The following is a 20,613-nucleotide window of genomic DNA, read 5'->3' as shown; positions in this document are numbered from 1 at the left end:
TTAACCTTTGGGCAAAATGCGTTGAGGCGCTATTTGAGCGCGTCCGAGGTCAGCCTGAATTTCTGGATCCGCTTTCCGGTGTCGACCTCGGCGGTATAGACGTTACCCCTGGCGTCGACCGCCATCGCATGCACCCAATGGAATTGCCCGGCATTGCGGCCGTTGTGGCCGAAGCTGCCGACGACGCTGCCGTCCTCGCGCCTGATCACCCTGATCTCGTTGTTCTCGCCATCGGCACTGAGCAGCCACGTTTGCTTCGGATCAGGCCAGATCGCGATGTCCCACACCGCGCCGTTGCCGAGCGTGTTCTTCTCGAAGAAGAACTCCTTCACGAAGGTGCCGTCCTTTTTGAACACCTGGATGCGGTTGTTGATGCGGTCGCAGACGTAAACGAGACCGTCGTTGGCGATCTTCACGCAGTGAACGGGATTGCCGAACTGCTGCGAGACCGGCGCCTTGGGATCATAAGCCGCCTGCTTGGTATCGTCCGGCTTGTTGCCGTAGGCGCCCCAGTGCCGCTTGTAGGCGAGGGTGGTCGCATCGAACACGATGACGCGGCGGTTGCCATAGCCGTCGGCGACGTAGATTTCGTTGGCTTCCTTGTCGAGCGCGGTTTCGGCGGGCTTGCCGAGTTGTGTCGTGTCGTTACTCCCGAGGCTCGGCGCGATCTTGCCGATCTGGGCCACGAATTTGCCGTCGAGCGTGAATTTCAGGATCGCATTATCGTTGTCGGCATTGCCGCCGATCCAGACGAAGCCTGCCGGATCAACCTCGATGCCGTGCTCGCGGCCGACCCATTCATAGCCAGGCCCGCCCCAGGACCGCAGCAGATTGCCGTCAGTATCGAATTCGAGCACCGGCGGCGCCGAGACGCAGCATTTCGAGCGGGGCGGGTTGAGGCTTGCGCCTTTCTCGTCGTCGGTGAGCGAGTGCGGGCGATGAATCATCCAGATATGGCCCTGCCAGTCGACGGTGATGCCGCCGACCTGGCCAAGGATCCAGTTGTTCGGCAGCGGTTTTGGCCAGGACGCATCGACCGCGAAGGTCGGAACGTCGCCGGCTGCGGCAACGTTCGGAAGCGCGAATGCGATGGCTGCGATCAGGATGGAGAAAGCTTGAGAGACGCGCGCGAGCGCACGGTTGAGGCCTGTACGATCAAGTCCTGTACGATCAGGGCCTGCGCGATCCTGCCATGGCGCCATGGCAACCTCCCTTTCTTGGCTTGCGGCTTGCTGCCGCTTGAGCGCGGGCAGTCAATCGCGGGGAGGTGCCTAAGTCAATCAGGCCGGCGCGCGGAAGCTCATCAGGCTGCGCATCTTGTAGTCGTAGAACTTGCCGGTCTCGGTCCAGTCGGGCGCGCACAGCGGAACGATGAACTCGGCGACCTGCTCGGCCGTGTCGAGCGTCGCCGGGTCCTCGCCCGGCATCAGGGTGGCGCGCATGCGGGTGCGGACGGGACCCGGATTGAACAGATTGACGCGCAGGGGTGTGTTCGCCGTCTCCTGCGCCCAGGCGCGCGCCAACGTTTCCAGCGCGGCCTTGGAGGCGGCGTAGGGGCTGACATAGGCGGTCGCCTTGTTGGCGGCGCCCGAGGTGATGAACACGGCGCGCCCGGCGTCGGATTGCTTCAACAGCGGCTCCATGCAGCGGATCAGCTGGAAGTTCGCGGAGACATTGACGGACATCACGTCGTTGAACGTCTTGAGCTCGATATGGCCGACCGGCGAGGAGGGGCCGAGCACGCCGGCATTGCCGACGAGGATATCGAGCTTGCCATAGCGCTCGTGCAATCCCGCGCCAAGTCGCGCGATGCCGTCGGAATCGGTGAGGTTGAGCGGGACGAGCGTAGCGTTGCTGCCGCCCACTTTGCGGATCTCGTCGTCGAGCTCCTCGAGCCCGCCTTGCGTGCGCGCGGTGGCAACGATATGCGCGCCGGCCTTCGCCAGCGCGAGTGCCGTGGCAAAACCGATGCCGCGCGAGGCGCCGGTGACGAGAGCGATACGGGAGGCGAGCGGCTTTGTCATGGCGAGCGTTTTACAGGCGTGGATGGCGGAGACAAGTCCCCGTGACTGTCCCATTCCAGGGCGAACTATCGTAGTTGAGTATCTTCAGCAATTAGCATTGCCACATCGGGTGCAAACCCATGGCTGAATGTCGCAGAATTCCACCCAGTGGGGCAAATTTTCGGGCCGCGCTTGCGGCGTGTTCACTTCACCGCTAGCGGCTCAAAACCACTACGCTTGTTAATCGGCAACTCAAACATTGAGCCTGCCGCAGCGGACGAGATGAACCTCCGCATTTCGGGCCAGCGCCACAGCAGCATAGAGGCGCATTGGTTGACCGGGGTCTTCTGGTAAGCTTTGGCCAACACGAACGCCTTCAGTCCTGCCTTGATCCACGCGGTGCGCTCGGCAAGGTTCTTGCGGATGCGATGGTCTCCTGTAATCACGATCCATACGTCATTGTCAGCGCCGAGCTGCTTGATCCAATCGACGTCCTTGGTGTCGTGCGCGAAGCCGTAATCGGGCATGAATCGGACATGGTGGGCCTCATCACCATCGGGTCGAATGAGGGCATCGAGGCATCCCGCGAAGACGGGCGAAGTGCAGTTATCGAAAAAGACCTTCACGCCGCGGCGAGCTGCTGCTCAAAAGCAACAGCGCGGTGAACGGATGTAAGTGGCACCATGAATCGCTTAGCAGCCGACGCGGGAGACCCCTCGGCTTTGGCGGCTTCCGCCAGTACACTGGTAGGCACGCCAGTCGCGTCATCGATTGGTTGGCCGAACTGGCGCTGCGGATCAATCACTACGCCCTTGGCTCGGCCAAGCGGCCACCACCGTGCGGCTACGTCGGCCTCGTCGAACTCTAAATTCTTCAGGCTTGGCTCGATCACCTTCTGCATTAGATATTGGCCGTGGCTGAACAGATCAATCAGTTCTTCATCGCCATCGGTTTTCAGCACGTGCAGCACGACGGTCTTGCCATCGGTGCGAAACCTGGCGCTCGCGAACGGATAATCTGAAGCAACTATCTGTGATCCGTACTCAATCGCCCGCCGCACCTTCTGCGGCGAGAGGCCTGCTTCGATGAAGGCCTTCGCTACCCGTAATTGAACCAGATCGAGAAAGCTCAGACAGAGCTGCTCCATGTCGAACTTTTCAAGTTGGCTTTTCCACAGCGCCGGATAGCTTGTTTCGCCGATTGCGTGACCACAGAGCCAGCGTCGGATTTTCGGAGCGTTGACATGGGTAAGGGCCGCCGCCTCGACCGGCGTGTATAGGCCCAAACCGATCATCGAGAGGTCTCTTTTCACCGTAGGCTCCCGAAGGCAACTTAAGCTACAATAAAGGGTATTGCCTGCCGACTAGCGGTTCGTCAACGGCAGTCGCTCAGGTGCGCAATTGCGCATCCTAGTTCAGTCCCGCGGCCCCTCCAGGGAAGACGGCTGCGCCGTCAGCTCGCCTCCGCCAGCAATGACAGCTGGCGCGGTTGCGGCTCGGTCTGGGTCTGGTCGGTGAGGTGGGTCGGATAGGCACCGGTGAAGCAATGATCCGAGAATTTCGGATTGGCCGGGTCGCGGCCGGGCTCGCCCATGGCGCGGTACATGCCGTCGATCGACAGGAACGCGAGCGAGTCCGCGCCGATGATCTCGCGCATCTCCTCGAGCGAATGCGTCGCGGCCAAAAGGCCGCCGCGGTCGGGCAGGTCGATGCCGTAATAGTCGGGATAGAGGATCGGCGGCGAGGCGAGGCGGAAATGCACTTCCTTGGCGCCGGCATCGCGCATCATGCGCACGATCTTCTTCGACGTGGTGCCGCGCACCAGCGAATCGTCGATCAGGATGATGCGCTTGCCTTCGATCGCGGCGCGGTTGGCCGAATGCTTCATGCGCACGCCGGATTCGCGGATCGCCTGCGTCGGCTGGATGAAGGTGCGGCCGACATAGTGGTTGCGGATGATGCCAAGCTCGAACGGCACGCCGGAATGCTGGCTGTAGCCGACCGCGGCGGGCACGCCGGAATCCGGCACCGGCACCACGACGTCGACCGGCACATGGCTCTCGCGCGCAAGCTGGGCGCCGAAGGCCTTGCGCACCTCGTACACCGAGCGGCCATGGACGATGGAGTCCGGACGGGAGAAGTAGATGTATTCGAAGATGCAGGGCCGCGGCGCGATCGGCGGAAACGGCTTGTGGATGTCCTGGCCGCTCTCGTCGAACACGATGACTTCGCCGGGCTCGATGTCGCGCACGAAGCGCGCGCCGATGATGTCGAGTGCGCAGGTCTCCGACGTCAGGATCGGGCAGCCATCGAGCTCGCCGAGCACCAGCGGGCGAATGCCGCGCGGATCGCGCGCGCCGACCAGCTTCTTGTTGGTCAGCGAGACCAGCGCATAGGCGCCTTCGATCTCGCGCAGCGCGTCGATATAGCGCTCGATGAAACGGGCGCGCCTGGAGCGCGCGACCAGGTGCAGGATCACCTCGGTGTCGGTGGTCGACTGCATCATCGCGCCGTGCATCACGAGATCGCGGCGCAGCGTCAGGCCGTTGGTGAGGTTGCCGTTGTGGGCGACCGCGAGGCCGCCGGCATTGAGTTCGGCGAACAGCGGCTGCACGTTGCGCAGGATGGTTGCGCCGGTGGTGGAATAACGGACATGGCCGACGGCCATGTTGCCGGGCAGGCGGTCGATCACCTCGCGGCGGGAGAAGGTGTCGCCAACGAGGCCGAGGCGGCGTTCGCTGTGGAAGCGGCTGCCGTCGTAGGAGACGATGCCAGCGGCTTCCTGGCCGCGGTGTTGAAGAGCGTGGAGGCCGAGGGCGGTAATGGCTGCGGCGTCCGGGTGGCCGTAAATGCCGAACACGCCGCATTCCTCGCGGAGCGTATCTCTCTCCAGGTCGTCCTGAAGCTCTAGCGCGGCGGAGCCGGGATCGAGTTCAGCATGGGCGTCCTGGTCAGGGTGTCGCATCTCGTCCGCGCCTCTCTTTAGGGCTAAATCAACGCGCCGCAGGTTTCTCGATCAGCTTCTTCAGGCTGTCACGAGCAGGTTTACTGTATCCGTCGCCACTGCCCGAAGGCTGCTGCTCGGTATCAGCTTGATCATCATCTGGTTTGTTTTTCTTGAATCTCTTCAAGATGGTGTTCTCGGGGTCATCCGGCAAGAGCGACATCAGCCAATCCCCGGTTCCCTGGAGCACCACGCGGGACTTGGCCCCCGTGACCCAGTCCGGGCGCTGCTTGTCCGGCACCAGCCAGGTGAAGAACAGGAAGGCCACCACCACGATCAAAAGCCCGCGAGCCAACCCAAACAGGAACCCAAGGGTGCGGTCCAGCGCACCAATGCGCGAATCCAGGATCATGTCGGAGATCCGGACCGTGATCACGGAGACCACGACCAGGGTGCCGACGAACACGCCGGCGACCACGACCACGCTCGCGACGGTGTCGTTGTTGAAATAGGTCTTGGCGGTCGGCAGCAGCTTGGAGAACGAGTACAGCGTCACGATCGCAGCCGTGCCCCAGGCTGCAATCGAGAGGATTTCGCGCATGAAGCCGCGGACCATGGCGAGCAGGCCCGAGATCAGCATCACACCGAGCAGGATCAGGTCGAGGAGTGTTACTGGCATCGGCTGGTCTGGTCCGCTCGTACGCTCAAAGGGTGCTCAGCGAATCGGTGTTTGGCCGCCGCCCTAACTGAAGGCCAGACGACGTTCCCGGCAAGGCCGTAACCACGCAATCCCGTGCTGCTTATGTGACGGCTGTATAGCGGCGGGGGCGCTTCGCGTCACCTCCGGCTACCCCTCTCCACGGCGGAATCTTGCCGGTGTGGCATTTTTCTCCGCCGGAGGGTTCGAGTCGCCGCGGCGGGAGCCCTTGGCGGCGATTTCAGCGACCAGGGTGGTGAGGCTGTTGACCGCGTTCAGGGTCAGTCCGGCGTCACCGCCGGCATCGGCGCCGCGGGCCGATTCGGGCAGCACGGCGCGCTTGAAGCCGAGCTTGACCGCTTCCTTGAGTCGGGCCGGGGTCTGCGCCACCGGGCGGATGACGCCGGAGAGCGAAATCTCGCCGAAATAGACCGCATCGGTGGGTAACTGCGCATTAACCAGGGAGGAAACCAGCGCCGCCGCCGCGGCCATATCGGCTGCCGGCTCGTGGATGCGCAGGCCGCCCGCGACGTTCAGATAGACGTCGTGGCCGGACAGCTTGACCCCGCAATGGGCCTCCAGCACCGCCAGCACCATCGAGAGCCTGCTCTGATCCCAGCCGACCACGGCGCGGCGCGGGGTGCCGAGCGAGGTCGGGGCCACCAGCGCCTGCAATTCGACCAGAACGGGCCGCGTGCCCTCGATGCCGGCGAAGACTGCGGTGCCTGGCATGCCGAGATCGCGCTCGGACAGGAACAGCTCGGAAGGGTTGGTGACCTCGCGCAGGCCGAGCCCGGTCATCTCGAACACGCCGATCTCGTCGGTTGGACCAAAACGGTTCTTCACCGCCCGCAGGATGCGAAATTGCTGCGAGCCTTCGCCCTCGAACGACATCACCGCATCGACCATGTGCTCGACCACGCGGGGGCCGGCGATCTGGCCGTCCTTGGTGACGTGGCCGACCAGGATGACGGCCGCACCGGTCTTCTTGGCGAAACGAATCAGCGCCTGCGCCGAGGCGCGCACCTGCGTGACGGTGCCGGGCGCCGATTCCACCGTGTCGGTCCACATGGTCTGGATCGAGTCGATCACGATCAGGCGGGGGACGGCGCCTTCGGACAAGGTCGAGACGATGTCTTCGACCGAGGTTTCGGCCGCGAGCTGCACCGGCGCATCCGACAGCCCGAGCCGTTCGGCGCGCAGCCGCACCTGGGCAATGGCTTCTTCGCCGGAGATGTAGACGATGCGGTGGCCGGCGCGCGCCATCAGGCTGGTCGCCTGTGTCAGCAACGTCGATTTGCCGATGCCGGGATCGCCGCCGACCAGCAGCACCGAGCCGCGCACGAAGCCGCCGCCGGTCACGCGATCGAGCTCGGTTAGCCCAGAGGACAGGCGCGGCGCGTCAGGGCTTTTGCCCGCAAGGCTCTCCAGCGCAAACGTGCGGCCCTTGCGCTTGGAGCGGATCGAGACCGGCACGCTGCCGGTCGCGTCCTCCTCGGCCAGCGTATTCCATTCGCCGCAGGACTCGCACTTGCCCTGCCAGCGGTTATAGGCCGCGCCGCAGTTCTGGCAGACGAAGGAGAGCGTGTTCTTGGCCATGGAAAGTGAATCTGTGTCAGGAGGATTGCGTGGCGTTCCATAGCATGGAGAGCCCGGCCGCGACCATGATCGCGTCCATCACCAGGCGGAACATCTCCGGCTTCAGGTGCAACACGAAGCGCTTGGCGACGAAAGCGCCGGCCATCAGCGAGGAGCCCGCGATCAGGCCCTTGATGAAGACCTCCTGCGTCAGCGCGCCGAAGCGTTCGAACGTCACCGATTTCGCGAAGTAGAGGCCGAGGGAGGAAGCCGCTTCCGTTGCGAGGAAGGCGCCCTTGCTCAGGCCATAGAACAAGAACAGCGGCACGCTGAGCGGGCCGGTCGAGACCACGATGCCGGTGAGATAGCCGATGATCGCCCCGCCGATCGCGAGATGCCAGAGATTGGCCTTGAGATCGTGCCGCGCCAGCCAGTGCCGCACCGGCACCATCGCGATCAGGAAGATGCCGATGGCGAGATCGACGGCGTGCGATGGCAGGGCGAGCAGCGTCCGTGCGCCCAGCACCGCAGCCGGAATGCCCGTGACCGAATAGGCCAGGCAGGCCCGCCAGTCGACCTCGCGCCACCACGCCAGCATGCGCGAAAAGTTGGCCATCACGGAGGCGATCGCCATGATCGGCACGGCCTCCTTCGGCCCATAGGCATAGACCAGCACCGGCATCAGCATGATCGACGAGCCGGTGCCGACGATGCCCGAAATGGTGCCTGCGATCAGGCCGACGCTGAGGACGAAGAGGAAGGCCAAAGTATCGGGATCTAATTCTTGGATGCTGGCAGGCTGCCGCTGTTTTGCCCGACGAGTCAAATCGCCCTTCGCGGGAACCGCGTAAGGTATTGATCTGACAGAGGTCGGCTACTGTGCATGGGGTTGTTTTCATATTTGCTGGCCCCGCTCGCAAGAGCGTGCGCCATTTGGAGTGCAAGTGGAGTGCAAGGGTAGTCGTGCTGCTGACAGCATGTTGGCAGCAGGGGCGGGCTATGACCACCTTCTGACAAAACGGAGCGCGGGTCATGCCGATCGAGGCAAGCTGTCATTGCGGTGAGACGGTATTCGAGGTGACAGAGGGGCCTTCGAGCGTGACACGCTGTACCTGCTCGCTCTGCACCAAGCGCGGCGCGCTGTGGGCCTATTACACGCCGGCGCAGTTTCGCCTGCTGTCGCCCGCCGACAATGTCGCGACCTATCTCTGGGGGAGCCGCACGGTCAAACATCATTTCTGCGCGAATTGCGGCTGCGGCACCTATTCGGAGTCGCCGGATTGGTCGACAGGCAAGCCCGATTTCGACAATCCCAAGGTCGCGGTGAACGCGCGCCTGTTCGACGATTTCGATCTGGAGGCCGTGCAGGTCAACATGATCGACGGCAGGAATTTGTGGTGAGCGCGCTTCGCTTATTTCAGCACCACCCATGCCGGCGCATGATCGCTCGCCCCGTCCTCGCCGCGCACTTGCTTGTCGACGCCGGCCTTTGCCAGGCGTGAGACGAGGGCGGGGCTGAGCAGCAGGTGGTCGAGCCTGAGCCCCGCATCGCGCGGCCAGCGGTTTCGCTTGTAGTCCCAGAAGGTGTAGACGCGCTTGTCTCCGTGCAACTCGCGGATCGCATCGCACCAGCCTTGCTCGACCAGTGATGCGAACGCCGCACGGCTTTTCGGCTGGATCAGCGCATCCTTGTCCCATGAGCGTGTCGGATAGATGTCGATCGTATCAGGCGCGACGTTGTAGTCGCCGGCGAGCACCACGGGCAGGTCCTGCTTGATGAAGGTCTTGGCGTGGCGCTTCAGCCGCGCAAGCCAGTCGAGCTTGTAATCGAACTTTGGTCCCGGCTGTGGATTGCCGTTGGGAAGATAGATGCTGGTGACGATGATGCCGCACACGGCGGCCTCGATGTAGCGGGCTTCGAGATCGCCGGGCTTTCCCGGTAGGCTGTCGCGGGTGAGAATAGGCTCGGCATTGCGGGCGAGGATGGCGACGCCGTTCCAGGTCTTCTGTCCGCGCCAGACTGCGCCGTAGCCGGCCTTTTCGATTGCCGCTGCCGGAAATTCGCCATCACTTGCCTTCAACTCCTGGAGTGCGACGACATCCGGCTTCGCCGTGCGCATCCATGCAAGCAGATTAGGCAGGCGGCGGTTGATGTTGTTGATGTTGAATGTCGCAATCTTCATGTAGAGCTGATCGCCTCGTACGTCCCGACACCGGAGATACAATGTCCAAGTTGAGCTTTGCCGCTATCGCATTCGTCGTCGCACTCTCCGGGGCCACTTTTGCACAATCGGCTGATCCACGCGGCGCATGCAAGGCGGACTACGACAGATTCTGCGCCGGCATCGCGCCCGGCGGCGGCATCGTGGCCTGCCTCAACGGCAAGCGCGATCAGCTCAGCACGACCTGTAAGACAGCGCTGGACAGCAGGAAAAAGAAGTAAGCGGCTGACAGCTCAGCCCGGCAGCGGCGGCGGACTTGCCGGCGGCTCGACCGGCGGCGGGGAGGGCGGCTGTTCGCCCGCCTGCGCGGGCTCCGGCTTTGCCAGCGGTTCCACGACATTGCCGCCCTTGTAGACACGGGCGTAGCGATGGCCGAGGCTGGTCAGCACCTCATAGCCGATCGTGCCGAAATGATGCGCCAACTCGTCGACGGTGATGCCCTCGCCGAGCAGCGTCACCAGATGGCCGCGCCGCGCCGCGTTCGGCGGAAGGTCGGTGATGTCGATCGCGATCAGATCCATCGAGACGCGGCCCGCCACCGGGCAGCGCTTGCCGGCAACGATCACCTCGGCGCCGCGGGTGCCGTCATTGGAGCTGGCCGCGCGGAAATAGCCGTCGGCATAGCCAACCGCGATGATCGCGAGCTTGGTCGGTCGCCGCGCGGTCCAGGTGCCGCCATAGCCGACGCTATCGCCGCGCTCGATCGTGCGGATCTGCACGATGCGCGCCTTGAGATCGACCACGGGCTGCATCGGATTGTCGGCCTCCGGCGTCGGATTGACGCCGTAGAGCGCGGCACCCGGCCGGACCAGGTCGAACTGGAAGGGCGCACCAAGGAAAATGCCTGACGAATTCGCAAGCGTCGCCGGCACGCCGGAGAATTCGCTGGCGATGCCGCGGAAGGCCGCGAGCTGCCTGGCATTGACGGGACTGTTGAGCTGCTCGGCCAAGACCAGATGGCTCATCACCAGCGTGATGCCATGATCGCCGGCATTGATGCGGGGGATGATGGCTTGCGCCTCCGCAAGCGTCAGCCCGAGCCGGTTCATGCCGGTGTCGATATGGATCGCAGCGCCCCCGGACCAGCCGGTGCGGCGGCAGAACACGTCCCATTCGGCGAGCTCGTTGAGATCGCCGATCACGGGACGGCAGTTGATCTTGGCGTAGTGCTCGCCGGTGTTCTGGAAATAGCCGCCGAGCACATAGATCGTGGCGTCCGGTAGCGCCGCGCGGGCCGTGCGCGCCTCCTCGATGGTGGCGACGAAGAAGGTCTTGCAGCCGGCCTTGTTCAGCGCATGCGCGACCTGCGCGGTGCCGCAGCCATAAGCATCGGCCTTGATCACGGCCGAGCACTCGGCCGGCACGGCGGTCTTCTCGAGCTTGCGCCAGTTGGCGATGATGGCGTCGAGATCGACGGTGAGCACGCCGCCGTAAGCAGCGAGCGCGGCAGCCTGATTGGCCTCCGCGGAGAGAAGGCCGGATCGCGGGATCATGTTCGGGTCGGACGCCATTGTCATGGCGCCGTTTTACGCAAGAGGCAGGTCCGGTTCAAGGAACTCAGTAGTCGTTGCCGCTGCGAGCCGGCAGCTGGCTGTCAGGCGCGAGGTCGCCGAACCGCGTGACCGAGGCTTCGAACGCCAAATCCACGGTGCCCGTCGGGCCGTGGCGCTGCTTGCCGATGATGACTTCGGCCTTGCCGTACGCAAGGTCCATGTCCAGGCGCCATTTCTCGTGTTCGGGCGTGCCCGGGCGTGGCTCCTTCATCGCGAGGTAATATTCCTCGCGATAAACGAACAGCACGACGTCGGCGTCCTGCTCGATTGATCCGGATTCACGCAAGTCGGAGAGCTGCGGCCGCTTGTCCTCGCGGGATTCGACCTGACGCGAGAGCTGCGACAGTGCGATCACGGGGACGTTGAGTTCCTTCGCCAGCGCCTTCAGGCTGGTCGTGATCTCCGTGATTTCCTGCACGCGGCTGTCGCTGGCGCGTTTGCCCGAGCCGGAGAGCAGCTGGATGTAGTCGATCACGAGCAGATCGAGGCCCTTCTGGCGCTTCAGCCGGCGCGCGCGCGCCATCAGCTGCGCGATGGACAGGCCGCCGGTCGCGTCGACATAGAAAGGCAGCGACTGCAGCTCGATCGAGACTTCCCGGATCTTGTCGAAATCGGCTTCCGAGATGCCGCCGCGGCGGATGTGGGAGGAGGAAATGCCGGTGCGCTCGGCCACGATACGCGTGGCGAGCTGGTCAGCCGACATTTCGCAGGAGAAGAAGCCGATCACGCCGCCATTGGCGGCCTTCATTGTGCCGTCGGCCTGGAGCTCGCCGACATAGGCCTTGGCGACGTTGTAGGCGATGTTGGTCGCCAGCGACGTCTTGCCCATGCCCGGGCGTCCGGCCACGATGATGAGGTCGGAGGACTGCAGGCCGCCCATCTTGGTGTCGAGGTCGCGCATACCCGTGGAGATGCCGGACAGCTTTCCGTCGCGCTGGAACGCCTTTGCCGCGAGATCGACCGCGACCGCCAACGCCTGCGAGAATTTCTGGAATCCGCCGTCATAGCGGCCGGACTCGGCAAGCTCGTAGAGGCGGCGCTCGGCGTCCTCGATCTGCGCCCGCGGCGCGAAATCGACCGGCGCGTCATAGGCAACATTGACCATGTCTTCGCCGATGCCGATGAGGTCACGACGCAGCGCAAGATCGTAGATGGTGCGCCCATAGTCCTGGGCATTGATGATGGTGGTCGCCTCGGCCGCGAGCCGCGCCAGATATTGGCCGATGGTCATGCCGCCGACGTCGGTGTCGGCAGGCAGGAACGTCTTCAGCGTCACCGGCGTGGCGATCTTGCCCATCCGGATCAGGCTGCTGGCGGTCTCGAAGATGGTCTGGTGGAGCGGCTCGAAATAGTGCTTCGGCTCCAGGAAGTCGGAGACACGATAGAAGGCGTCGTTGTTGACCAGAATCGCGCCCAGAAGGCTTTGTTCAGCCTCGATATTATGCGGCGCGCTCCGATAAGCGGGAGTTCCGGGTTCGGGCGCGAGTTTGAGGACGTTCGAATCAGTCAGGGCCATGATCGAGCGATAGCAATTTTCTGGGGCGGATGCGGGGCCGGGATAAAACGCCGACGCGGCCCGAAGCGGAAGCAAAAGCTCGTCGCTATCAACCGATCATTAAAATGGTGGATGATTAGCGGTCGCAGCAAGCGCCGCGCTTGACGGATTTTCGTGGAACGCGCCCGGCGCTGGAAGTGGCCGCGGCCGCACCACGGAAAAATCCGGATGCCGTGAACCTTATGGATTGAGGCGCAGACGTATCAAAGAGCGCGCGAAATGACGCACGCTGGCCGCTTTCGGCGCGGGTTTCAGACCAGCAGGAGGTAGACCAGCGCAACCAGGGCCGCGCCGACGCCGGTGGCGATCAGGGCGTAATCGGTGCGGAGGTCGTCCTGCACGTCGAATGAGGTTTGGGTCTCTTTGCTCATGGCGACGATCTAGGCCAGGACCAACCAGACTTATGTGAAGCAGATCACATCTCCCCGGATTCTTTCGGGGTACCTCCGGAACAGGACTAGCGGGTAGGGGATTGTCTCCCATAACCTGCCACTGGGGAGACGAGGCAAGCGATGCGGCCAGAACGGCGGCTACAGGTTTGGCGAAGCGACGCTGGCAGGCGGCTTTGGCTGTCCGGACTGATCGCGGCCATGGAGCATGCCGCGCGGCCCGAGCAGCCGCGATTGCCGATCGCGCCCGAAACCCTCGCGGCCTTGCGTGCGCAGCTAGCGTTACCGGCGTCTTGCCGGATTTCGCCGATTTCGACCCTGCATCACTAGAACTCATTCACCAGCAAGCTTCAGCTTCGGCACGGCGCCGCCCTCGAGGCCGCGCAGCCGCGCTTCTTCGTGCGCGATATAGTCGCGGGTCATCGGGACCACGCCCTGGCGCTTGGTCAGCTGGATCTGGAAGTTCATCATGCCCTGCTTGCGGAACGTCATCTCGGAGGCGGCGAGATAGAACTCCCACATCAGCGCGAAGCGCTCGTCATAGAGCTGCACGGCTTCCTCGCGCCGCGCCATGAAACGTTCCCGCCAGGCCTTCAGCGTCTCGGCGTAGTGCAGGCGCAGGATCTCGACGTCGCAAACCAATAGACCGGCGTCCTCGATCGCGGGCAGCACTTCCGACAGCGACGGGATGTAGCCGCCTGGGAAGATGTATTTGGCGATCCAGGGATTGGTCGAATCCGGCCCCTGCGAGCGGCCGATCGAGTGCAGCAGCATGACGCCGTCATCGCTGAGCAGCTCGGCGCAACGCTTGAAATAAGTGTCGTAGAATTTGGCTCCGACATGTTCGAACATGCCGACCGAGACGATGCGGTCGAATGGGCCTTCGATGTCGCGATAGTCCTCGAGCAGGAAGCGTGTTTGTCGCGTCAGGCCTTTTTCGGCGGCGCGCGCGTTCGCGATCTGCAACTGCTCCGTCGACAGCGTCACGCCGGTCACGTCGGCGCCTGCGATCTCGGCGAGATAGAGGCCGAGTCCGCCCCAGCCTGAGCCAATGTCGAGCACGCGCTGGCCGCGACTGACCAGCAGCTTTGCAGTGACATGCCGCTTCTTGGCGAGCTGCGCGTCGTCGAGCGTGGCGTCCCGCGTCTCGAAATAGGCGCAGCTATATTGCTTGTCGGCATCGAGGAAGAGCGAATAGAGCCTCGCATCGAGATCGTAGTGATGCGCGACGTTGCGGCGCGCGCGTGCCCGCGGATTGAACTGCCGCAGGTGCCGGACGAGATAGCGCAGGTACCACCAGGGTTTTGCCCATTGCGGCAGCAGGTCGGGTTGAGCAAGCACGATCGCGAGGGCATCAGCTATATTGCCCCGCTCGACAACGAACTCGCCGTTCATATAGGCCTCGCCAAGCCCGAGCTCGGGATTGATGAGGACTCTCCTTTGCGCGTCGGCAGTGAGGAAGCGGACTTCGACCGGCTCGCCGGAGCCGTCGCCGACGGTGAATGTCATTCCGCCTGCCGTGGTCACTGTCATCGACCCGCGGCGGATGAATTGGGACAAGAACTTAGGCAACAAGCGGTCCATCGACACACACCTCTCGAGCGAACCCGAAAAGAAGCGGCTAAATCCGGCCGTCACATATCCACGCCTGAGAGAATATATTGGTTCCCATGCGCTCGCATGTAAATCTAGGCAGCCTATTCCCGGGCCGCTAATGCGTTGTGTTCAAACCCGATATTCGAAAATTGCGGGACCACATGCTTGACGAGTGCGCTTCCATTCGCGGCGCAATCGGCTAAAAGGTGGCCGCCGCCGCGCCCGCATGCCGGCCGTATCTGTCGGATTTCAATGGAGATGATGGGAATGTCGAGCCGAGCGCTCAGTCTCGCCACGGTGCTGTTTCTGATCGGCTTCGGCGCCCCCGATGCCGCTCTCGCGCAGGCGACGAACCTCGAGGCCGGCAAGGCCCCCTCCCAGATCTTCGCGCAGACCTGCAATGCCTGCCACAAGAGCCCGCGAGGTCTGTTGAAGACAGTGGCGCCGGGCTCGCTGCCGGGCTTCCTGCGTCAGCATTACACGACCAGCCCGGACATGGCCGGCGTGCTGGCCTCGTACCTCATCTCCAACGGTGCCACCGACGCCCGCTACCAGTCCAAGGATGGTGGCAAGGACAAGAAGGACGGCGCCAAGGAGAAGGACGCCAACACGAGTCCGGGGCAGTCGCCAGAGCATCAAGGTCGCCGCCAGCGCTCGCAGGAGGCCGCCAAGCCGGAAGGCGAGAGCGGCGCTGCTAGCCCCGCGTCTGAAGGCCGCCAGAAGCGGGCGGCGCGGCCGAGCGAGGAGGGCGCCAAGGAAGGCGCAAAGCCCGAGGCCACCACCGAACAACCGCCCGGGGGGCGCAAAAGCAAGCGCTTGAGCAAGCGCGGCAAGCCGGAAACGGACGACGCAGCCGCGCCGAAGGTTGAGCCAAAGGTCGATTCCAAAACTGAGCCCAAGATCGAACCGAAGATCGAACCCAACACTGAACCAACGAGCGAGAGCGCCAAGGTCGATTCCGGCCGTGATGAGTCCAAGCCCGACAACCTCAAGCCGGCCGAGAAGCCGGCAGAGGCCAAGCCGGAGAGCGCCAAGGTCGAGCCGAGCAGCAGCGAGACGCCGGCGCTGCGCCCCGATCCGGTGCCGCAGGTGACACCGGCCCCGCCGGCGGCCGCAAAGCCGGCAGAACCGGCTGCGCCCAAGCCCGCGGAAGCGGCCGTCTCCAAACCGGCCGAGCCCGCGCCCAGCTCCGAGCCGGCGGCCAAGCCGGCAGAGCCGGGGCCGTCTGCGCCCGCCGCGGCGCCGTCACCCGCACCCGCCGAGTCCTCCGGTCCGCCGGCGCCGCCGATCTCGCGATAAGCCGAAAATTCCCTCGATCTGCGATGGCCGCGCCCAGCGCGGCCTCCGTATCGTCTTGACCGCCATTAGAGCACTACTCTAGAGTATGACTCTACGAGGTGGCGATGTCATCCGGCGTTCGCGACGATCTATTGGCTGCGGGGCTCGCGGTGTTCGACCGGTCGGGCTTCGAAGGCGCGACGGTGGCCGCGATCCGCGCCAAGGCTCGTGCCTCCAACGGCAGCTTCTTTCATGTCTTCGGCTCCAAGAAGGAGCTTGCCGGCGCGCTGTTCCTGGAGGTTCTGCGGCACTATCACGCCGCGATGCTTGCCGCGCTCGATCAGGCTCCAGATGCGGAGCAGGCTATTGATCGCCTGATCCGCGCCCATCTCGACTGGGTCGTGCTGAGCCGCCGCGAGGCGCGCTATCTCTTCGAGATATCACGCAACGAGTGGGGTGAGGACGTCCGCGACGCCCAGCGTGCGCAGAATGCGCGGCTTGCCGAAGGCATCGAGCGCTGGCGCGCGCCGTTGGTCGCGAGCGGCGAGCTTCGGCCGATGACACCGCTGATGTTCGTCAGTCAGCTGATCGGCCCCGCGCAGATATTCTGCCGGGCCTTTCTCTCTGGGCGCGATCGCGCCGATCCGCGCGGCGAGGCGGACACGCTGATCGCCTGCGCCATCCGTGTGCTGGTGCCGCCCGGGTGCGTCAACAACAAGCAAGGAGCAGGGGCATGAGCAACGAGGCCGATCCCGAGTTCGCAGCCGTGGCCGAGCGTATCCACGCCAATGTCGGCCGGCAGGGCTTTATGAACCTGGTCGGCGCCGAGCTGTCGGAATTGTCGCGGGGCACCTGCACGATTGCGGTCGAGCGCCGGCCGGAGCTGTTGCAGCAGCACGGCTTCTTCCACGGCGGCGTCACTGCCTTCCTTGTCGACAATGCCACAACCATTGCGGCGGCCACCTCGCGCGGCCAGCCGGCGCTGACGGCGGAGTACAAGCTCAATCTGCTGTCGCCGGCGGTCGGCGACAAGCTGATCTGCCGTGCGAGGCTGATCAAACCGGGCCGTCAGGTTTCCGTGGTCGCGGCCGACGTGTTCTGCGTCAGCGACGGCGTCGAGAAGCACACGGCAACCGCACTCGCCTCGATCGCGATGCTCAGCGAGGATGTCGGTGCAAAAACGGAAAGCCCGGCTGCCTGAGGCAGCCGGGCTTCGCAGCCTGCATAGAGGCGAGGCTTACTTCTCGGTCTCTTCCGCAGCCGGTGCCGGCTCGACCTCGTCGTGCTGGGCTTCCGGGTCGAAGAACTCGCCGGCGGCGGCAATCGCCTCGGCGGCCGCGTCGCGGTCCTCGTTGCGGGTGGAGATGTCCTCGCCACGGTTGATGCGCTCGGCCTCGTCCTGGCTGCGCGCCACGGTGACGGTGATCTCGACTTCGACCTCGGGGTGGATCGCAACCGTGATGCTGCGCCTGCCGATGGTTTTGATCGGTGCGTCGAGTTGGACCTGCGGGCGGGACAGTGAAACGCCGTCGGCTTCGAACGCCATGACGATGTCACGCACGTTGACCGACCCGAACAGCTGACCGGCTTCAGAGGCCTGACGGATCACGATGATGTTCTTGCCTTCGATCTTCTCGGCGACCTTGGCTGCCTCGCCCTTGCTCTCGAGGTTGCGAGCCTCGAGGTCGGCCTTCATGCCGTCGTACTTGGCGCGGTTGTCGGCGGTGGCGCGCAGCGCCTTGCCGCGCTTGAGCAGAAAATTGCGGGCATAGCCGTCGCGAACCTTCACGACTTCGCCCATCTGGCCGAGCTTGCTCACGCGTTCCAGCAAAATGACTTCCATATTCGTCTCCTTTGAAGTGCTCTGGGTTTTTAGATTTCGGGTTGGACTTAAGTGGTCGGCAATGGCGGCGGTTGCCGGTTGCGCAGGAAGCGCTCGCGGAAGCCGAATACGGCGTCCGCAAGCCCAAGGGCGGTCAGCAGGACAAGGCTCACGCTGAACATCAGGAGGATGGCGTAGGCGGTAGCGAGCCAAAATCCGCGATTGGCGAGGTCGCGCGTGATGGTGTGCAGAACGGCAAGGCCGACCAGCGCATAGGCCATCATCAAGACGGTCGTGACGACGACGGCGAGAATGCCGGTCATTCCGCTGAAGAAGCTGAACGCAAGCGCGACACAGAGTGCCACCAGCGTCATCGGCGGCAGGCTCGTGCTGCTGAGGTCCGGCCAGGGCCGATGCAGCCGACCTGAAACAGCCGCGACTTTGGCGGCAAGCCAGAGATTCAAGGTCAGCGTCGCCATCTGCGATGCCGCCACCAGAACCGGAATGACCGCGACCATCAGGCCGACGCGGGGATCATTCTCCGTAACGGTCGTCTCGCTCACCAGTGAAAGAATTTTGGCGAAGCCGCGGCGCATCGCGTCGCTGATGGCCGACGCATCGCTTCCCAGCGAATACAGCGATCCCGCAGTCAGCAGCGTCGCCAGCGCCGCAATCCAGAGCAGGATACGTCCAAGCGGATACCATTCGACCTGGAGCGAAGCCGCATCCGAGCCCGCGATGCCGCTCGCCAAGGGTCTTCCCAACAAGGGTCTTCCCAGCATGGCGAGATGGCCAAGCCACCAGGCCGGCAGCGCAAACGCGAGACCGTAACCGAGAGCGAGGGGCGGGCTAAGCGCGCCAGCGATGACGAGCGTCGCGACGAGGCCACCGAGTGCGCCGCAGAGCGGTCCCCAGGCGATCGCGGCGAGCATGAGCGGCAGCGGAGCGAGGTAAACCAGGACGAGCGAGATCAGCGCGCCCGACACGATCGAGGCGAACATCAGGGCCGACGCAGCGCCGGCGATCAGGGCTATCAGTCCAAATACCATCATCAGCTGTCCCGCTCCCTTCGAGCGGTTAGAGGCGCTTTGCCCCAACCATCGGCGACCGGACGACCCGGAAGCCTTATGAGTTCAGAAAATCACGACCGGCGGCGTTCGCCGCCGGTCGAATTCGTCTTAGCGAATGACGTAGGGCAGCAGACCCAGGAATCGCGCGCGCTTGATGGCGCGGGCGAGCTCACGCTGCTTCTTCGCGGACACCGCGGTGATGCGGCTCGGCACGATCTTGCCGCGCTCGGAGACGTAACGCATCAAGAGCTTGGAGTCCTTGTAGTCGATCTTCGGAGCATTCGCGCCCGTGAACGGGCAGCTCTTGCGACGACGGAAAAACGGGCGGCGTGCACCAGCTTCAGCCATTGTTCTTACTCCCCATCCGTCGTCGTGGTTTCAGCCTCTTCGCGCGGGCGGCGCGGGCCGCGGTCACCGCGGAAGCCACCACCGTCGCGATCGCCACCACGGAAACCACCTTCGCGGTCGCCACGGAAGCCGCTGCCTTCACGATCGCGGAATCCACCGCCACGGTCGTCACGCTCGCGATCGCGATCGGCCTTGCGCATCATCGCAGACGGGCCTTCCTCGAGCTCTTCGACGCGGACGCTGAGATAGCGGATCACGTCTTCGCTGATGCGCTCCTGGCGCTCGATCTCGGCGATCGCCGCGGACGGCGCGTCGATGTTGAGCAGCACGAAGTGCGCCTTGCGGTTCTTGTTCATGCGGTAGGTGAGGGAGCGAACGCCCCAGTTCTCGGTCTTGGTGACCTTGCCGCCGAGACCTTCGACGATTCCGGTCATCTGCGCAGTCAGCTCTTCGACCTGCTGCGTGCTCGCGTCTTGGCGCGCGAGAAAAACATGCTCATAGAGAGCCATAGTCGTCCTTTCCTCGTGTTGGCGCATTGCCCGGCGTCAAGCCCTTAAGAGACCTTCGGAAAGGACTCTGGGATTAAGCTCAGAAGGCGGAAACACGGGACGACGGGCCGACTGGCCCTGCCACACCAAAATCACGAATGATTTGCTGAGACCGTCCGTTCAGCTCCCGGCCGGGGTCTGCGGATGCGCGCGTTATACGGATTTTGGCCGGCTTGGCAAGGTTGGCCGCCGTGTTTTCGGCCCGGATAGTCCCGGTACGGCTAGGAGAGCCGGTCGTTCGATACCACATCCGGCTTGATCTGTTTGTTTGTATGTCATACAAATAAATGAGGAAGAGGATCCGATGATGGAAAAGTCGACCCAGGAGCCGTTTGAGGCGGCTGGCGACCCCAAACACGCCGCGCGGGCGACGCGTTCGGCAGGGCGCAAGATGCGCTCCCTGCTGCTGGATGCCGCCAGCCCGCTGTTTCGGGAGCGGGGGCTGTCGGGCACCGCGATCACCGATATTGCGGCCGCAGCGGACGCGTTCCCCAGCCAGGTCACCTATTACTTCCGCACCAAGGAGGCGCTGTTCGTCGAATGCGCCTGCCGCGATCTCCTCTATCTGGCGCGCGCGACCGAGCAGGCGGCGCTGAAGGCGCGTACGCCGCGGGAATACACCCGCGCGCTGGCCGAGACCGTGACGGCGAGCGATTCGATCGCCTTCTTTGCCGAGGCGCTGACGCTGACGCGGCGGCGCCAGGATCTCGCGCCGCTGGTCGAGCGCACCATCGAGCGCCTGCACAGCGAAGGCGCTCGCGCTTATGCGGGTCAGGTGGCCCGCCATGGCTGGCGCTCGCTGCGCGCGCCCGACGAAAGCTCGCGACGGTTCTGGGCCGTCGCCATCGGAATCATTCTCGAAGGTTACGCCATGGGTCGCTCGCCCGAGGCACTCTGCGCAGAGATGCTGCGCGTGCTCGGCGAGCAGGCGAAATCCACTAGCGATACTGCGCGCCTGCGTCTCGTCGACGAGCGCAACACTTCAACCGGTTCGAACGAGCAGGGGTAGGC

At 64.1% G+C, this 20,613-nt stretch carries 22 protein-coding genes; 6 read left to right on the top strand and 16 right to left on the bottom strand.

Going from position 1 to position 20,613, the window contains the following annotated elements; translation table 11 throughout:
• Positions 1-29: 29 nt before the first annotated feature.
• The 8 genes from JJC00_RS23120 to JJC00_RS23085 form a co-directional block, all read right to left on the bottom strand.
• Positions 30-1,202, bottom strand: a complete 1,173-nt coding sequence (locus JJC00_RS23120) for a hypothetical protein (RefSeq protein WP_200468227.1) — start codon at positions 1,200-1,202, stop codon at positions 30-32.
• 78 nt (positions 1,203-1,280) lie between these two features.
• Complete coding sequence (locus JJC00_RS23115) at positions 1,281-2,024, bottom strand: SDR family NAD(P)-dependent oxidoreductase (RefSeq protein ID WP_200468226.1); 744 nt, start codon at positions 2,022-2,024, stop codon at positions 1,281-1,283.
• Positions 2,025-2,206: 182 nt separating this feature from the next.
• Positions 2,207-2,629 carry a hypothetical protein gene (locus tag JJC00_RS23110; RefSeq protein ID WP_200468225.1) on the bottom strand — a complete coding sequence of 141 codons (423 nt, stop codon included), beginning with the start codon at positions 2,627-2,629 and terminating at the stop codon, positions 2,207-2,209.
• Positions 2,626-3,315 carry a hypothetical protein gene (locus tag JJC00_RS23105; RefSeq protein ID WP_200468224.1) on the bottom strand — a complete coding sequence of 230 codons (690 nt, stop codon included), beginning with the start codon at positions 3,313-3,315 and terminating at the stop codon, positions 2,626-2,628. Before JJC00_RS23105 ends, JJC00_RS23110 begins: the two co-directional genes overlap by 4 nt.
• A 140-nt stretch (positions 3,316-3,455) precedes the next feature.
• The gene (purF, locus tag JJC00_RS23100; protein WP_200468223.1) at positions 3,456-4,967 is read right to left on the bottom strand and encodes an amidophosphoribosyltransferase; all 1,512 of its coding nucleotides are present in this window, start codon (positions 4,965-4,967) and stop codon (positions 3,456-3,458) included.
• Positions 4,968-4,995: 28 nt separating this feature from the next.
• On the bottom strand, positions 4,996-5,625 hold the full coding sequence (locus tag JJC00_RS23095) for a CvpA family protein (RefSeq protein ID WP_027535210.1): 630 nt from the start codon (positions 5,623-5,625) through the stop codon (positions 4,996-4,998).
• Between the two features lie 168 nt (positions 5,626-5,793).
• On the bottom strand, positions 5,794-7,242 hold the full coding sequence (gene radA, locus JJC00_RS23090) for a DNA repair protein RadA (RefSeq protein ID WP_200468222.1): 1,449 nt from the start codon (positions 7,240-7,242) through the stop codon (positions 5,794-5,796).
• A gap of 16 nt (positions 7,243-7,258) precedes the next feature.
• Positions 7,259-7,987, bottom strand: a complete 729-nt coding sequence (locus JJC00_RS23085) for a sulfite exporter TauE/SafE family protein (protein ID WP_200468221.1) — start codon at positions 7,985-7,987, stop codon at positions 7,259-7,261.
• Between the two features lie 266 nt (positions 7,988-8,253).
• Between JJC00_RS23085 and JJC00_RS23080 the strand changes: the two genes are divergently transcribed.
• Complete coding sequence (locus tag JJC00_RS23080; RefSeq protein ID WP_200468220.1) at positions 8,254-8,622, top strand: GFA family protein; 369 nt, start codon at positions 8,254-8,256, stop codon at positions 8,620-8,622.
• Positions 8,623-8,633: 11 nt separating this feature from the next.
• On the opposite strand, the gene JJC00_RS23075 is transcribed toward JJC00_RS23080, so the two are convergent.
• Positions 8,634-9,404, bottom strand: a complete 771-nt coding sequence (locus JJC00_RS23075) for an exodeoxyribonuclease III (RefSeq protein WP_200468219.1) — start codon at positions 9,402-9,404, stop codon at positions 8,634-8,636.
• Positions 9,405-9,445: 41 nt separating this feature from the next.
• Here JJC00_RS23075 and JJC00_RS23070 point away from each other — a divergent pair, with 41 nt between their 5' ends.
• The gene (locus JJC00_RS23070) at positions 9,446-9,664 is read left to right on the top strand and encodes a cysteine rich repeat-containing protein (protein WP_200468218.1); all 219 of its coding nucleotides are present in this window, start codon (positions 9,446-9,448) and stop codon (positions 9,662-9,664) included.
• Between the two features lie 12 nt (positions 9,665-9,676).
• On the opposite strand, the gene alr is transcribed toward JJC00_RS23070, so the two are convergent.
• The 3 genes from alr to JJC00_RS23055 all read right to left on the bottom strand — a co-directional run bounded on the left by alr (position 9,677) and on the right by JJC00_RS23055 (position 14,524).
• A complete protein-coding gene (gene alr / locus JJC00_RS23065; RefSeq protein WP_200468217.1) occupies positions 9,677-10,954 on the bottom strand; it encodes an alanine racemase in 1,278 nt (425 codons plus the stop codon).
• Positions 10,955-11,000: 46 nt separating this feature from the next.
• Positions 11,001-12,512, bottom strand: coding sequence for a replicative DNA helicase (locus JJC00_RS23060; RefSeq protein WP_200468216.1), 1,512 nt, complete (start codon positions 12,510-12,512; stop codon positions 11,001-11,003).
• 761 nt (positions 12,513-13,273) lie between these two features.
• Positions 13,274-14,524 carry an SAM-dependent methyltransferase gene (locus tag JJC00_RS23055; RefSeq protein WP_200468215.1) on the bottom strand — a complete coding sequence of 417 codons (1,251 nt, stop codon included), beginning with the start codon at positions 14,522-14,524 and terminating at the stop codon, positions 13,274-13,276.
• A gap of 279 nt (positions 14,525-14,803) precedes the next feature.
• Between JJC00_RS23055 and JJC00_RS23050 the strand changes: the two genes are divergently transcribed.
• The 3 genes from JJC00_RS23050 (at position 14,804) to JJC00_RS23040 (ending at position 17,015) form a co-directional block, all read left to right on the top strand.
• Entirely contained in the window at positions 14,804-15,835 is a 1,032-nt protein-coding gene (locus tag JJC00_RS23050; RefSeq protein ID WP_200468214.1) for a hypothetical protein, read from the top strand.
• A 104-nt stretch (positions 15,836-15,939) separates the two neighbouring features.
• Positions 15,940-16,551 carry a TetR/AcrR family transcriptional regulator gene (locus JJC00_RS23045; RefSeq protein ID WP_200468213.1) on the top strand — a complete coding sequence of 204 codons (612 nt, stop codon included), beginning with the start codon at positions 15,940-15,942 and terminating at the stop codon, positions 16,549-16,551.
• Positions 16,548-17,015, top strand: coding sequence for a PaaI family thioesterase (locus JJC00_RS23040; protein ID WP_200468212.1), 468 nt, complete (start codon positions 16,548-16,550; stop codon positions 17,013-17,015). Before JJC00_RS23045 ends, JJC00_RS23040 begins: the two co-directional genes overlap by 4 nt.
• Before the next feature lie 36 nt (positions 17,016-17,051).
• Here JJC00_RS23040 and rplI read toward each other — a convergent pair whose 3' ends face one another.
• From rplI to rpsF, 4 genes are all read right to left on the bottom strand, one after another.
• A complete protein-coding gene (rplI, locus tag JJC00_RS23035) occupies positions 17,052-17,657 on the bottom strand; it encodes a 50S ribosomal protein L9 (RefSeq protein ID WP_200468211.1) in 606 nt (201 codons plus the stop codon).
• 47 nt (positions 17,658-17,704) lie between these two features.
• Positions 17,705-18,688, bottom strand: coding sequence for a DUF2232 domain-containing protein (locus JJC00_RS23030; RefSeq protein WP_200468210.1), 984 nt, complete (start codon positions 18,686-18,688; stop codon positions 17,705-17,707).
• 126 nt (positions 18,689-18,814) lie between these two features.
• Positions 18,815-19,054 (bottom strand): 30S ribosomal protein S18, encoded by a 240-nt coding sequence (rpsR, locus tag JJC00_RS23025; protein ID WP_007592020.1) that lies wholly within the window; start codon positions 19,052-19,054, stop codon positions 18,815-18,817.
• Positions 19,055-19,059: 5 nt separating this feature from the next.
• Positions 19,060-19,563 (bottom strand): 30S ribosomal protein S6, encoded by a 504-nt coding sequence (gene rpsF / locus JJC00_RS23020; protein ID WP_200468209.1) that lies wholly within the window; start codon positions 19,561-19,563, stop codon positions 19,060-19,062.
• A 343-nt stretch (positions 19,564-19,906) separates the two neighbouring features.
• On the opposite strand from rpsF, the gene JJC00_RS23015 reads away from it, so the two are divergent.
• The gene (locus tag JJC00_RS23015) at positions 19,907-20,611 is read left to right on the top strand and encodes a TetR/AcrR family transcriptional regulator C-terminal domain-containing protein (protein ID WP_200468208.1); all 705 of its coding nucleotides are present in this window, start codon (positions 19,907-19,909) and stop codon (positions 20,609-20,611) included.
• The last annotated feature ends 2 nt before the right edge of the window (positions 20,612-20,613 follow it).

The organism is Bradyrhizobium diazoefficiens, assembly GCF_016616885.1.
GTDB classification, from domain to species: domain Bacteria; phylum Pseudomonadota; class Alphaproteobacteria; order Rhizobiales; family Xanthobacteraceae; genus Bradyrhizobium; species Bradyrhizobium diazoefficiens_F.
The sequence above is the reverse complement of the archived record's forward strand: the minus strand, read 5'-3'. Positions and strand labels throughout refer to the sequence as shown.